General features: G+C 69.4%; 15 protein-coding genes. 10 read left to right on the forward strand and 5 right to left on the reverse strand.

Annotation, left to right across the window (positions count from 1 at the left end):
- Both HCJ94_RS28495 and HCJ94_RS28500 read right to left on the reverse strand, forming a co-directional pair.
- Nucleotides 1-551, reverse strand: a 551-nt coding sequence (locus tag HCJ94_RS28495; protein ID WP_507236343.1) for a serine hydrolase, incomplete at its 3' end; no start/stop codon positions are given.
- A 121-nt stretch (nucleotides 552-672) separates the two neighbouring features.
- Nucleotides 673-840: a hypothetical protein gene (locus HCJ94_RS28500; protein WP_168004105.1), complete on the reverse strand. Its 168-nt coding sequence runs from the start codon at nucleotides 838-840 to the stop codon at nucleotides 673-675.
- Between the two features lie 285 nt (nucleotides 841-1,125).
- Between HCJ94_RS28500 and HCJ94_RS28505 the strand changes: the two genes are divergently transcribed.
- The 3 genes from HCJ94_RS28505 (at nucleotide 1,126) to HCJ94_RS28515 (ending at nucleotide 2,942) form a co-directional block, all read left to right on the forward strand.
- Nucleotides 1,126-2,016 carry a peptidase M23 gene (locus HCJ94_RS28505; RefSeq protein WP_168004106.1) on the forward strand — a complete coding sequence of 297 codons (891 nt, stop codon included), beginning with the start codon at nucleotides 1,126-1,128 and terminating at the stop codon, nucleotides 2,014-2,016.
- Between the two features lie 240 nt (nucleotides 2,017-2,256).
- On the forward strand, nucleotides 2,257-2,421 hold the full coding sequence (locus HCJ94_RS28510; RefSeq protein WP_168004107.1) for a hypothetical protein: 165 nt from the start codon (nucleotides 2,257-2,259) through the stop codon (nucleotides 2,419-2,421).
- Nucleotides 2,421-2,942 (forward strand): hypothetical protein, encoded by a 522-nt coding sequence (locus HCJ94_RS28515; protein WP_168004108.1) that lies wholly within the window; start codon nucleotides 2,421-2,423, stop codon nucleotides 2,940-2,942. Before HCJ94_RS28510 ends, HCJ94_RS28515 begins: the two co-directional genes overlap by 1 nt.
- Before the next feature lie 77 nt (nucleotides 2,943-3,019).
- Here HCJ94_RS28515 and HCJ94_RS28520 read toward each other — a convergent pair whose 3' ends face one another.
- Nucleotides 3,020-4,609, reverse strand: a complete 1,590-nt coding sequence (locus HCJ94_RS28520) for a multicopper oxidase family protein (RefSeq protein WP_168004109.1) — start codon at nucleotides 4,607-4,609, stop codon at nucleotides 3,020-3,022.
- 424 nt (nucleotides 4,610-5,033) lie between these two features.
- Here HCJ94_RS28520 and HCJ94_RS28525 point away from each other — a divergent pair, with 424 nt between their 5' ends.
- Nucleotides 5,034-7,109, forward strand: coding sequence for a heavy metal translocating P-type ATPase (locus tag HCJ94_RS28525; RefSeq protein ID WP_168004110.1), 2,076 nt, complete (start codon nucleotides 5,034-5,036; stop codon nucleotides 7,107-7,109).
- Nucleotides 7,110-7,271: 162 nt separating this feature from the next.
- On the opposite strand, the gene HCJ94_RS28530 is transcribed toward HCJ94_RS28525, so the two are convergent.
- Both HCJ94_RS28530 and HCJ94_RS28535 read right to left on the reverse strand, forming a co-directional pair.
- On the reverse strand, nucleotides 7,272-7,673 hold the full coding sequence (locus HCJ94_RS28530; protein WP_168004111.1) for a four-helix bundle copper-binding protein: 402 nt from the start codon (nucleotides 7,671-7,673) through the stop codon (nucleotides 7,272-7,274).
- Between the two features lie 150 nt (nucleotides 7,674-7,823).
- Complete coding sequence (locus HCJ94_RS28535) at nucleotides 7,824-8,696, reverse strand: F510_1955 family glycosylhydrolase (protein ID WP_168004112.1); 873 nt, start codon at nucleotides 8,694-8,696, stop codon at nucleotides 7,824-7,826.
- A gap of 146 nt (nucleotides 8,697-8,842) precedes the next feature.
- Here HCJ94_RS28535 and HCJ94_RS28540 point away from each other — a divergent pair, with 146 nt between their 5' ends.
- From HCJ94_RS28540 to HCJ94_RS28560, 6 genes are all read left to right on the forward strand, one after another.
- A complete protein-coding gene (locus HCJ94_RS28540; RefSeq protein ID WP_168004113.1) occupies nucleotides 8,843-9,304 on the forward strand; it encodes a DUF2752 domain-containing protein in 462 nt (153 codons plus the stop codon).
- A gap of 132 nt (nucleotides 9,305-9,436) precedes the next feature.
- Entirely contained in the window at nucleotides 9,437-9,826 is a 390-nt protein-coding gene (locus HCJ94_RS30650; protein WP_255481214.1) for a DUF6153 family protein, read from the forward strand.
- Nucleotides 9,827-9,916: 90 nt separating this feature from the next.
- The gene (locus tag HCJ94_RS28545) at nucleotides 9,917-10,588 is read left to right on the forward strand and encodes a DUF305 domain-containing protein (RefSeq protein WP_168004114.1); all 672 of its coding nucleotides are present in this window, start codon (nucleotides 9,917-9,919) and stop codon (nucleotides 10,586-10,588) included.
- A 303-nt stretch (nucleotides 10,589-10,891) separates the two neighbouring features.
- Nucleotides 10,892-11,641 carry a C39 family peptidase gene (locus HCJ94_RS28550; RefSeq protein WP_309227472.1) on the forward strand — a complete coding sequence of 250 codons (750 nt, stop codon included), beginning with the start codon at nucleotides 10,892-10,894 and terminating at the stop codon, nucleotides 11,639-11,641.
- Between the two features lie 243 nt (nucleotides 11,642-11,884).
- A complete protein-coding gene (locus HCJ94_RS28555; protein ID WP_205802068.1) occupies nucleotides 11,885-12,256 on the forward strand; it encodes a BlaI/MecI/CopY family transcriptional regulator in 372 nt (123 codons plus the stop codon).
- Nucleotides 12,253-13,173, forward strand: coding sequence for a M56 family metallopeptidase (locus HCJ94_RS28560; protein WP_168004115.1), 921 nt, complete (start codon nucleotides 12,253-12,255; stop codon nucleotides 13,171-13,173). Before HCJ94_RS28555 ends, HCJ94_RS28560 begins: the two co-directional genes overlap by 4 nt.
- The last annotated feature ends 207 nt before the right edge of the window (nucleotides 13,174-13,380 follow it).

The raw sequence follows: 13,380 nt of genomic DNA on the forward strand, positions 1-13,380 counted from the left end.
CCGCCGCCGACGCGGGCCAGCACGTTGGCCGCGTCGTTTCCCGACTTGAGCAGCAGCCCCAGCCACAGGCTCTCGATCGAGTAGCGGCCGCCTTCCACCACGCCCATCAGCGAACTGGCCGGATCGAGATCCGCCAGGTCCTCCCGCTTCACCTCGACGACCTGGGCCGGATCGAGGCGGGGGATCAGGGCTGCCGCGAGCAGCAGCTTCTGCACGCTCGCTGGCGTCCGGCGGTCGTGGGGCGCACACCCGCCCAGCACTTCACCGTTGTTGAGGTCCGCTACCAGCCACGACGTGGCGGTCACCGCCGGCGCCATCGGGACACCCTGCGGGATCGCTAGTCCCGCCGTCGCGAGCGCGTCGCCCCCAACCTTGCGGTGCGCAGTGTCAACCGGGGGAGGAGCCGGTGTGGCCGGTGGGGGCACCGGCGGTTCCGCCTTGGGGCACGGCACCTCCGGCGCGGCTGCCGCCTTCGCTGGTGGTGCGGCCGCTACAGCAGGGGCGACCAGGAGGGCACTCAGCGCCATGCCAACAACACGAAACGTGGTCACGCTAAAGAACCGTAACCCTTCACAGGCGCATTACGGCCGGGTTGAGGAAAGCCAGCGGAAGCACCGACAACTGCCCGCAAGAAGAGCCCTACACTGCTTCGACCATTTCATGCCCGCTCACTCATCCCAGCCCGACCACGGTGTCCAGCGTCTTGTCGACGACGTCCGGGTCGTACACCTGCTGGTTGGCGAAGGCCGAGGCCGGCCCGCAACCCCAGCGCGAACCATTGGCGGGAGTAGGGCTCAGCGGAAGGGAACTGGCAACGAGCCGGCGTCCGAGGGTGATCAAATGGGGACGAGTGCGGCCATCTGATGCCGTCGCGCCTCGAAAAGGTTGATCCGATATCAGCTGAAAGGGTGAGTTGGTGGATCACGGGATGAGGGCGGGATGTTTGCCGCTGTTTCCGCCGCGCTCCCCTTTCCTGCTGGGGCCTGCGAGGTTTGCCGGGACCGCGAGCATCCTGGCGATCGTCGCCTGACTGTCCCGGTGGCTCCGATTACCAAGCTTGAAAGTGTGAAAACCGCCACCCGATCACTCTGGGTGACTGCTGCTGCTCCTGCCTAGCCTCGTCGAATGCGTAACGACGGCACCCTCGACGACCAGAACAGACTCGGCGGGCCGGCTGGCCGTTCGGACGGTATCCCCTCAACCGATCGGCTAGACGGCACCTTCCAGCCCCGACTCCGCAATGTCGGACTGCTTCGTACCCGCCTCGACGGCCTGCGTAACCTCCTCGCCGCCCGGCGCGGCCGGACCAAGGTGGCGGTCGCCACCGGAGCGGTGTGCTGTCTCGGCCTGGTGGCCCTCACCCAGGTCGGCCCCAGCCCCGCCGGCGAATCGCTGGTGCCCGACCAGCGCGCGGAGGTCGCTCAGCGGGCCGAGGCCGACGCCGCCTCCCGCGGACTGGCCCGCGAGTCCGCCGCCCCGGCCACCGAAACCCCTGCCCCCACAGGTTCCGCGTCCCGGACGCCAACCCCCAAACACAAGCCCAAGCCGAAGGCGACGTCGAAGGCGAAGCTCAAGCGGATCGCACCGGTAGCCGGGCTGGACCGGGCTCAGATGGACAACGCCACGAAGATCGTGGAGACCGGCCGGAAGATGGGCGTCCCCCGCCGCGCGCTTGTGATCGCGGTGGCCACCGCCATGCAGGAGAGCAACCTCTACAACTACGCGAGCGGCGTGCTGCCGGAGTCGCAGAACTACCCGCACCAGGCCATCGGCTGGGACCACGACTCCGTTGGACTCTTCCAGCAGCGCCCCAGCACCGGCTGGGGAGCCGTGCGCGACCTGATGAAGCCGGAATTCGCCACCCGACAGTTCCTCACTACGCTGCTGGCAACCCCCGGCTGGCAGAACCTGCCGCTGACCCTCGCGGCCCAGGCTGTCCAGGTCTCCGCCTTCCCGTACGCCTACGCCCAGCACGAGTGGCGGGCGATCGAAGTAGTGGACGCCATCCTGAGCTGACCAGGCGTGCGGCTAGCCGCCGTGGGGCCGACGCTCGGGCGTCGGCCCCCACACCTGTCGTCCGGGGCGCCGCGGTGACGTCAGTGATGGGCGCGTCCTGGTCACTCCACAACCCGGCGCCACTGTGAGATACACACCGCCCACTCCTGATACAGTCCGATTCGACAGCGACACACTGTCTCGAATGAACCGGCGTGACGGTGAGGGCAGTGGCAGCACACCGGATGCTAGGAGGCCGACATGACCAACTCGTCCCGTCAGTCGGACGATCGCAGCGGTCGCGATCCCGAGGTGCCCCCCGCCGTGCCGGGCTGGGTGAAGGTGTTCGGGCTCGTCGCTTTGGTTCTGGTGTCCGCGTTTGTCGTCCTGCACCTGACCGGCCTGAGCCCTAGCGGTCACTCGTGATGACGCCGAGGCTGCGTAAGTTCGCGCTGACCGCGCATGTCACGTTCTCGGTCGGCTGGCTGGGTGCAGTGGCCGTCTTTCTCGCGCTCGCAGTGGCAGGCTTGGCCAGCCGCGATGCCCAGAGCGTGCAGGCGTCCTATCTCGCGGGGAAGCTGATCACCTGGTCCGTCATAGTCCCGTTGAGCCTCGCCTCGCTGTTGACCGGCCTCATTCAATCCCTGGGCACGACGTGGGGTCTCTTCCGGCACTACTGGGTCGTGGTGAAGCTACTGCTGAACGTGTTTGCTACCGCCGTTCTGTTCGTGCACACGCAGCCGATCGACCACATGGCACGCGTAGCGGTGCAGGCGACGTTGTCCGGCGGTGATCTGGGCCGGATGCGGATTCAACTTGTGGTCGCCGCCGCTGCTGGTTTGCTGGTGTTGCTCGTGACAACGGCCCTGTCGGTGTACAAGCCGCGGGGCGTGACCCGGTACGGGTGGCGCAAGCAGCATGAACAGGGGACCGCACGCAGCGCCTAGAACGGCGCTTCGGTGGGGATCGCGCCTCCCGATGGCAGAAGGCCAGACAAGTTGGAGGTTGTAGGAGCGGCATCGGCTCAGGCCCGGTAGGTGAGCGTGGCCATCATCCCGGACTCGGCGTGATAGGCGTTGTGGCAGTGGGCCATCCAGCGGCCGGGATTGTCGGCGTCGAACTCGACGGCAACGGTGCGATCGGGAACGACGATGACGGTGTCTTTGCGGGCACCACCGCCAGCCACGGCGAACGTGTGTCCGTGCAGGTGCATCGGGTGGAACATGTCGCTGCGGTTGACGAACTCCAGGCGCACGCGCTCACCGTGTTCGATGGGCAGCGGTTCAGCCTCGTCGAAGGTGGCGCCGTTGATGGTCCACCGGTAGGGCGCCATCGACCCATCCAACTGCATCTGGTGCACCCGGTCCGGCCGCCGGTCGGTCAGGGCCACCCGATCGGCAGCACGCAGGCTTGCCGTGTCGAGCACTCGCCGGTCCAGTTCGGCCGGCCGCACCGTCGCCAGGGGCGTCCTACCGGCTCCGGTCCGCACCAGCGCCAACCCCTGCCCGATCTTTCCCTCCGCGGCGGCGACCAGCGGGAATACCCCGTCGCCGAGTTCCACCTCGACGTCGACCCGTTCCCCCATCCCGAGTAGCAGCGCGTCCGTGTCGAACGGCTGGACCGGGAACCCGTCGGTGTGGGTCACCGTGAGCCGGTGTCCCCCGAGCGCCAGCCGGTACGCGGTATCCGCGCCGGCATTGATGACCCTGATCCGAGCCCGCTGACCGGGCCGTGCCCGGAAGGTCCGTGGCGCCGCCGGGATGCGCCCGTTGACCAGGTGGTGGGGGTACGAGACGTCGCCGGCACCGCCGAGCAGGGGAGACGTCATCATCTCCATCCCGCCCATGTCCCCATGACCGCCGGGGCCGGCGGCGTCCATGCCGCCGTGACCGCCCGTGCCGGCCGGGCCGCCATGGTCCGGGCCGGGCGTGCCACCATCGCCCTCACCGTGTGTCGCACCGTGATCCATGCCAGGCATGTCGCCATGGCCGCCCGTCTCGCGCAGCGCCGCGAGCACCTCCTCCGGGGTGCGGCCGGTGCCGTCGATCCAGTCGTCGAGCACCACGATCCACTCGTGGTCGTAGCGGCCGGTTTCGTGAGGGTCCTCCACCACGAGAACGCCGTAGAGCCCTCGGTCCAGCTGCAACCCGGAATGCGGGTGATAGAAGTAGGTGCCAGGGTCGGGCACGGTGAACTCGTACGTGTAACGGCAGTCCACCCCGATCGGCGGCTGAGTCAACCCGGGCACCCCGTCCATGTCGTTGCGCAACGCGATGCCGTGCCAGTGCACGCTGGTATCTACCGGCAGCTCGTTGACCAGATCCACCCGCACCAGGTCGCCGGCCCGGGCTCGGATGAGCGGACCAGGCAGATCCTCGGCGTATCCCCAGGTGCGTACCTGAGGTCCCCCGAGATCGATGGTCACGCGACGGGGCCGAAGGGTGGTCGTCAGCTCGGCCTGGTCGCCACCCGCGTCAACGCCCGACACCAAGTCGGGGCCCACCTGTCCCGGCTGTGGCGCAAAGGTCCGCCCGTTCCAGGCGGCGGTGCTGGCGAGCCCCGCCGCGCCCGCGACTCCGGCCAGCAACCGTCGGCGGCTGATCGTGGGTCCCATGAGTGCTCCTAGGCTCATCCGTGGCGGCGGCGGTCTTCCGCCGGCGCAGGCCTCGTAATTTTGTTCGTGAACGGTCCCTTTCGCGCCCTTTCGCCACGACTTGCCCTGTTCGAGTGGTCAAACCCCCTCCGACGCCTACGTCATCTCTGCAGCCGCTGCTCCTTCCGTGGACGCGAAAGGTGCGACGACCAGGTACCCCTCGGGGGTACTTGCGCTGTACCCCCTGGGGGTATATGGTGCGGCGTGGAGGTGGATGGTTATGAGGCACGAGAACGTGGCGCACGAGGCCAGGGTCAATGAGGTGGTGCACGCCCACGGCGACCACGGCCACGACCACATCGGGGCGCAACACCAGGGGCCGGCCCCGGGCGCACCGACTCCACGGGCACCACAACATGGACACGGGCCGAGTCACTCTGAGCCAGTGCAGGGTGCCGGCGGCCACGAAGGGCGCGACCACGTCGGTCACGTCAGTCATGCCGGCCATGGCGGGCACGACAAGCACGCTGGTCACGACCCGGAGCAGTTCCGCCGGAAGTTCTGGGTCAGCCTTGCCCTGACGCTGCCGATCGTGGTGACCAGTCACATGGTGATGGACTGGTTCGGCTACTCCCTGGACTTTCCTGGCATGAGTCTCGTCGGCCCGGTTCTCGGGTCGGTGGTCTTCTTCTACGGTGGTTGGCCGTTCCTCGTCGGTGGCGTCCGCGAGATCCGGGACCGGGCCCCGGGCATGATGCTGTTGATCTCGATGGCGATCACGGTGGCCTATGCGGCATCGCTGGCCACCAGCCTCGGCGCATTCGACCTGGACTTCTGGTGGGAGCTCGCCGCGCTGGTGACCATCATGCTGCTCGGGCACTGGCAGGAGATGAAGGCGATCGGCCAAGCCCAGGGGGCGCTCGCCGCGCTGGCCGCTCTGCTGCCCGACGACGCCGAGCGCATCGACGACGACGGTGAGCTGCACCGGGTGCCGGTGAGCGAGCTGCGGGTCGGCGATGTCGTCCTGGTGCGTTCCGGCGCCCGGGTGCCGGCCGACGGCCGCATCGTCGACGGCTCCGCCGAGCTGGACGAGTCGATGATCACGGGGGAGTCCCGCCCGGTTCCGCGCGGGGTGGGGGACCGAGTGGTGGCCGGTACCGTGGCCACTGACTCCGCCCTGCGGCTGCGCGTCGACGCGGTCGGCGAGGACACCGCGTTGGCCGGCATCGGACGGCTCGTCGCCCAGGCGCAGGCGTCCAGCGGCCGTGCGCAGGTGCTCGCCGACCGGTTCGCGGCGTTGCTCTTCTACGTCGCGGTCGCCGCCGCGCTGGTGACCTTCGGTGCCTGGTGGGCGCTGGGCGACCTCGACCAGTCGGTCGTCCGCACGGTGACGGTCCTGGTGATCGCCTGCCCGCACGCCCTCGGGTTGGCCATCCCTCTGGTGATCGCGTTGTCCACCGCGGTGTCGGCCAAGGCCGGCATCCTGGTCAAGGACCGCCTCGCCCTGGAGCGGATGCGAACCGTCGACGCGGTGCTGTTCGACAAGACCGGCACGCTGACCAAGGGCGCGCACACCGTCACCGCCACGGCTGCCGCGGCCGGCACGACCGAGGAGGAGGTGCTGCGCATCGCCGGCGCGGTCGAGGCCGACAGCGAACACCCCCTCGCCAAGGCGCTGGTGGCCGTCGCGCACGATCGGGGACTGCGGGCCAGCGCCCGCGACTTCCGGTCGCTCACCGGTCGCGGCGTGCAGGCCGTTGTGGACGGCAACCCCTACGCCGTGGGTGGTCCCGCGTTGCTGCGAGAGTTGGGAGCCCGTGTGCCGGACGACCTGGTCACGGTCGCGCAGGCCTGGTCGGCGCGCGGCGCCGCCGTGCTGCACCTGGTCCGCCTGGCCGACGGCGGGCGGGCGGAGGCGGTGGGGGCGTTCGCCCTGGAGGACGAGATTCGTCCCGAGGCCCGCGAGGCCATCGTCGAGTTGCGTGAGCAGGGTGTGCGGAAGATCGTCATGATCACCGGAGACGCCCGGCCCGTCGCCGAGGCGGTCGCTGCCGACCTGGGCTTCCGGCCCGGCGTCGATGAGGTCTTCGCTGAGGTGCTGCCCGCGGACAAGGACCGGGCAGTGGCCGACCTGCAGGCCCGGGGACTGACCGTGGCGATGGTCGGGGACGGCGTCAACGACGCGCCCGCCCTGGCTCGCGCGGACGTCGGACTCGCCATCGGTGCCGGCACGGACGTGGCGATCGAGTCCGCCGGGGTCATCCTCGCCTCGTCGGACCCGCGCGGCGTCACCGGTGTGATCCGCCTGTCCCGGGCGTCGTACCGGAAGATGATCCAGAACCTGGCCTGGGCAGCCGGCTACAACGTGGTGGCGATCCCGCTGGCCGCCGGGGCCCTTGCCTGGGCGGGAGTCACGCTTAGCCCGGCCGTCGGTGCCGTGCTGATGTCCGCCTCCACAATCGTGGTGGCGCTCAACGCCCAGCTGCTACGGCGGGTCCGCCTGACCCCGCAGCACGGATAAGTACGTGGTGGTGGCGGCCCAACGCGGGCCGCCACCACCAGCGGCTGCTCACCGGGCCGGCGCTGTCACTGGCAATAGTCAAGGGGTTTCATCGGGGGGCGGCCAGCCGGCAGCAGGGCGTGAAGCCCGGCGATCGATGCGAACAGGGCGCTTGGCCGGTGGTCAGCTGATGGTGGCGAGCAGGTCTCGGCAGGCTTGTTCGCAGGACCGGCAGGCCTCTGCGCAGATCCGGCAGTGTTCGTGCATGTCGGCGTGCCTGGCGCACTCATCGCCGCATGCCTTGCAGGCGGTGGCGCAGGCCTCGAGCAGAGTCCTGGTGATGTTGGCGTCGTACCCGGTGTGCCTGGACAGTATGCGTGCGGTGGTGGTGCAGATGTCGGCGCAGTCCAGGTTCGTGCGGATGCATTTGGTCAGCTCGGCGACCGTGTCTTCGCTCAGGCAGGCGTCGGCGCAGGCGGTACACGCCTCGCTGCAGGCGTTGAGCGTGTCGATGGTCTCGGCGAGCTTCGTGCGGTCCAGGTTGATCGACTGCGGGTAGGTCTCAAGCATCGCGGTCGTCGTCATCCTCGTCTCCCTTCATCCGAACCCGTCCTGCTACCCGCGACTGCAACCGTCATGCCTCGGCTTTCCGACGCGTCTAACTCACCCAGGCGGTCGGAGCAGGCCTCTGACGAACGTCTCGGCAGTCGCGAAGTGGCCGACGGTGGGCGAGGGTCAGGACCGTGATGTCGGCATGGGATGCCAGGTGGCACCCGCGTCGGCGCTGGTCAGGATCCGACCGTCGTCGGTGGCGACGAAGAGCACACCACCGTGGGTGGTGAAGGCGACCGGCGCGTCGGGGACGCGACCAGCGGTGCGTGACCACGTCGCGGCGTCGGTGGAAACGAGGATCTGACCGTCGGCGGTGATTGCGTGCAGCCGCTCTCGGCTGGCCCAGTGCAGCAGCACGAACGCGGGGCCGCCGGCTGACGTCCAGCTGCGGCCGCCGTCGTTGGAGCGCTGCAGTCCCCGCTCCGTGGCCGCCAGGAGCGTGTCCGGGCGCCCTGGTTGGACAGCCAGGTCGTACGCGTCAATCTCGGACCGCTTCTGCCAGGTGAGCCGGTCGCTGCTGGCCAGCAGGGAACCACTGGTGGAATCCACGCCGTAGGTGACGCCGTCGGCGCTGCGCAGGGCGTGAAAGTCCGCCTGCCCGGACAGGGAAACAGATCGCCAGGTGCGGCCGCCGTCGGTGCTTTCGATCAGGCCCAGATGCCTCGGCCCGGCCGCGCCGGGCGCGGGATGTCCGGAGGCGAGGAAATGATCCGGGCCGATCACCGTGAAGCCCATGGTGTCCTGGCGACCCTCCCCGACGTATACGGCTTCGGGGTCGGACACGCGAACGACGCCGTGGTGGGTCGCGACGTACAGCTGCTCGTCCGCGGGGTTCACGGCCATGCCGTGAACGTGGCTCAGAGCAACCGCTGGGGAGGAATCGGACCTGGGAGGGCCGCCGCGCCATGCCACGGCTGCGGTAACGGCCGCGATGAGCAGCGCGACACCTGCCGCTATACCTGCCCACGTCATCCGGCTTGACCGATTGGTGGGCACCTGGCCTCCCCGCGTGAGAACTCGTGATCCGGCGATCGTGTGCCGACGGCACCAATCTACTATGAGTGGTTAGTAGGATTGGGATTCGGGCGGCGACCTGTGGGCGCGAAGCCCTGGCCGGCACTGGATCCACGATTGTCAGGGGGATGGGCGCGTTGTCACACCTGGCCACGGTTGCCAACCGGGCGGCGCAGCGCTGGGCCACCCTCGGTGCCGCCGCTGCCGTGGTCGCGGCTGGCGCCTTCGTTCTCCGGTTCGACCCCACCGACCGGATCGCTGACCCCACCGGTCCCTGCCTCTGGCATTCGATCACAGGGGTCAACGGACCAGGTTGCGGCGGAACTCGCATGTTCTACTACCTGCTTCACGGCGACCTGGCGCAGGCGGCTCGTCATCATCTTGCCGCGCTGGTCGCGGTCCCGTTCGTCGCGTATCTCGGCCTGCGGTGGGCGGCCACGGTGTGGTTGGGACGTGAACTGCCCGCGCTACGCTTGTCGCCGCGCGTGTACGCCGTTTACATCGGGGCTTTCCTGCTCTACAGCACGGTGCTGCGCAACCTTCCCTGGGCGCCCTTCACGTGGTTCGACATCCCGAACTTGACTCCGTGACCTCGGTTGCTGCCGGGGGCGGTTGAACGCTTTTGGTGCAACAGCCGTAACCGTACCTACTACCGTGGATTTGCGATGAACAGGACGACAGTGATGAGGCATGTGGTGGGGCGTCTCAGTCCGCCGCGGCTGATGCTCGTCGTCCTGCTTGCGCTGGGTGTCTGCGGCATGCACACGCTAGGCCACATCGGTGACGCTGGTCACCACCCTGCTGCTGCCATGTTCCACGCCGAGGACGGCATGGCGATGGTTGTGCCGCACACCGGAACCGATCAACTTTCCGCCGCATCCGTCGGTGAGGAGAGCCCAGGGCATGGGGTGAATCTCGACCTGTTCGCCGTGTGCCTCGCCGTGCTCGGTGCGGCAGGAGTCGTGCTGTGGGCAACGCGCAGGGGCCCAGTCCGTCGCGCCCCTCATTCCCGACTCCGTCGCACCGTCTGGTCTCCGCAGCCCTCGGGACGCGGACCGCCCGTGGCGCCGATCGGATTGCGGTTGGCTGTCGCGTCGGTGTCGCGAACGTAGGAGTCGTCCCGGGCAGGCGCCATGCCGCCCTGCCAACAGGCCCGATTGTCAAGCTCGATCAGACGCCGACCGAAAAGGACTTTCTACCTCATGAAGCGCACCACTGTGCGGCGCACCGCTCTGGCCGGCGCGGCGCTCTCCGCCCTGCTCGTGACCGCGGCCTGCAGCGGCAACGACATGGCCGGCATGGAGCACGGCAGCGGCAGCCCGACTGCCAGCGCCTCCGCCTCCGCCACGGCCACCTTCAACGACGCGGACGTCATGTTCGCTCAGATGATGATCCCGCACCACCAGCAGGCGGTGGAGATGGCGGATCTGGCGTCCGCCCGCGCCAACGACCCGGAGCTCAAGGACCTCGCCGCGAAGATCAAGGCGGCGCAGGACCCTGAGATCAACACGATGAAGGGGTGGTTGGCCGCCTGGGGCAAGCCGACAGCCGCTCCTTCCGGGCACAGCATGCCGGGAATGAGTTCCGCTCCCGGGCACGACATGCACGGCACGAGTTCTCCTACGCCGGGGGCGTCCGGCATGCCGGGGATGATGACGGACAAGGACATGGCGGATCTCAAGGCCGCCCAGGGCACCGAGTTCGACAAAATGTTCGCCCAGATGATGATTGCCCACCACAAGGGCGCGATCGAGATGGCGAAGACCGAGCAGGCCCAGGGCAGTAACCCGGACGCCAAGGCCCTGGCGGCGAAAATCGCCGCCGATCAGGAGGCCGAGGTGCGGACCCTGCAGAAGATCCTCGACCGGCTGTAACTGACACATCCAACAGCGCGGCGGCCTGGCTACAGAGCGGGCCCGGCCGCCGCTTTGCTGCACTGAGGCCACGATCACACGCGGTGCTGCCCCGGCCGGGCAGCACCGCGTAGTGCGGTTGGTGCCGCTGCCCACCGCACCTCATCGGGAGCGGGTCCCTCCGGCGTGAGCTGACAGCCCGGAATGCCCAGGCAACCCCGGCCGTTGTGTTCCCCAAACGCCGACGCCGGGAGGCCGGCGTTGATCTTTTTCCGGCGCGCAGGCGCGTGCCGACCCTGAACCCCGAGACGAACAGATGCGGCGGTGAGACGCGCACTGTTCAAGCCGAGGAAAGGCGAAGCAATGAATTATCCTGCCCGGTGGCTTCCCGCCATCACCAACGCCGGTTCCGTTGTCCGTGCAAACGTCGCCAAGAGCGCGCTCGGCGTCGCCGGAATGGCGTGCCTGGGCGCTGTTGCGGCTGGCCCCGCCATGGCTGCGCAGGCCGGGTCCGGGTCGGCGGCAGCACCCATCGCCGCCGTCCAAGAGGCGGACAAGCGCTCCGCCAATAGCGTGCGCGACTACACCTTCCAGGCGCAGCCGAACATCTACTACTGCGGCCCGGCGTCGACCCGGATCGCCCTGAGCGCCAAGGGCAAGATCAAGAGCCAGGATGAGCTGGCGGACAAGCTCGGCACCACCTTCGCGGGAACCGCGTCCGCGTTCGACATCACCCGGGTCCTCAACAGCGAGCTGGGCGAGGACGTGTACGAGACGGGTGAGATCCCGAACGACACCGCCAGCGAGGACGAGGTGCAGCGGCTGGAGAGCGATCTGCGCAAGGCCGTCGACGAGAACCGGATCCCGGTGGTGAACGTCATCGGCTCCGCCACGGACGCCGACGGGACCGCGCGCTCGTTTCCCGTCGGGCACTACCTGACCGTCGTCGGCTACGAAGACGACGGCAACAAGGTGAAGCTCGCCGACCCGTGGCAGCCGGTGGGTGACGGCACCTACTGGATCGCGGTCGACGAGCTGGCGAACTGGGCCGCTTCCCGCGGTTACTCCGCCTGACCGATACGGCGAAACGGCGGCCCGCAGCGCAGCGCTGCGGGCCGCCGTTTCTCGCCGCGCCCGCTCTCGATTCCGTTCGCTCCCGCCCGATGACCGCCGACGCCGCGAAGGCCCGTTTATCCTCGGTGTTCGTGGTCGCCAACAGCTTCCGTTCGCGCATCGCCTCACGGCCCGCCCGTAGCCGGCGAACCCTCCACCTTTGTGACGCCAACTCGGCGTAGGCTGACGCGGACAAGGGGGCGGATGTCGGTGGACGGCCTCGGCGAGCTGGAAGCCGCCGTCATGGATGTGCTGTGGCAGGCGAGCACGCCGCTGCCGGTGCGCGAGGTGCGCGACCGGCTCACCACCGGCCGCACCCTCGCCTACACCACTGTGATGACGGTGCTCGACAACCTGCACCGCAAAGAGTGGGTGCTACGCGAGAAGAACGGTCGAGCGTGGCACTACCGTCCGGCTGGCACTCGTGAGGAGCTTGTCGCCCGCACCCTGCGCCGCCTGCTGGAGACCACCGGCCGGCCGGACGTCGTGCTGCTGCACTTCGCCCGCGCCGCCTCCGACCGAGAACTCGCGGTCCTGCGCCAAGTGCTTGACGAGCGAGAAGGCGGGCACCGATGACGCCCGCCCTCGCCCTCACGATCGCCCCCATAGTGGTGGCCTGGCTGGCCCCGCCCCTGCTGGAACGGGCGGCGTTCCGGGTCGCTGATCCCCTTGCCGTTCTCCTGGCCTGGGCGGGGGCGATCCTCGCGGTGCTGCTCACCTTCATCACCGGGGTCGTCCTGATGCTCGCCCCGCAGACAGGCCCCACGCGGTGGATGGAGAATCTCGCCCACGACTGCTGGCTGGCGGTGCGCCACGCCCGGCTACCCGGCGACGACGGTCTCCTGGGCGCGCTCGCAGCGCTGTTGGTCGTCGTCCTCGCCGCCCGGATCGCGGCCCTGTCAGTTCGCCGGTGGCGTGGTCAGCGGGAGTTCCGGCGGGCCCACCAAGACCTGCTGACCCTGCTCGGCGCCGCGAACGATCCCGGTGCGGACCGCGTGCTCCGAGTGCCCCACGCAGAGCCCTTGGCGTACTGCGTGGGCGGCCGACCAGGGCTGGTGGTCCTCAGCTCCGGCATCGACCGGCTGGCCCCGGCGCAACGAGCGGCGGTGCTGGCCCACGAGAGGGCGCACCTGCGGGGCAGGCACCATCTGATAGTCGCAGCTGCGGAGGTGCTCGCCGGGGCCCTGCCGTGGGTGCCGCTGGCCCGGCAGGCGCCGGACGCCGTCCGCCTGCTGGTCGAGCTGTCCGCGGACGCCGAGGCCGCGCGGGCCTGCGGCACCACCGCCGTACGCGGGGCTTTGATCGCCCTCACCGGCGCTCCGCACCCCGCACTCGCCCTGCCGATGGCCGGGGCCCAGGTCATGACCCGATTGCGCCACCTGGGCGCCGCCGCCCCGCGCCGACGGGTGTCGGCCCGCGTGCTCCTGCCACTGATCGCACTGGCGACACCGGCCGGTGTCGGTATCGCCGCCGTCGCCGTGCTTTGCGCCTGACCGACCAGGAACCTGAGGACCACGCCGGCGTCGGCCCGCGGCTGCCTGTGGCACGGTGCTCCGAGCGAGTGAAGCCGGCCTGGAGGGGGCAGGAGTTACGCGGAGGACGGCGGTAAGAACGTCGTCGACGGCGTGCACCAGGGCCGATCAGTACGCGATCCAGACTCCGTCGGCGAATCCGGGCCGGCGGACGACGTGGGTCATGAC

The sequence above is a fragment of the Micromonospora thermarum genome (assembly GCF_012034245.1).
Classification (GTDB): Bacteria; Actinomycetota; Actinomycetes; order Mycobacteriales; family Micromonosporaceae; genus Micromonospora; species Micromonospora thermarum.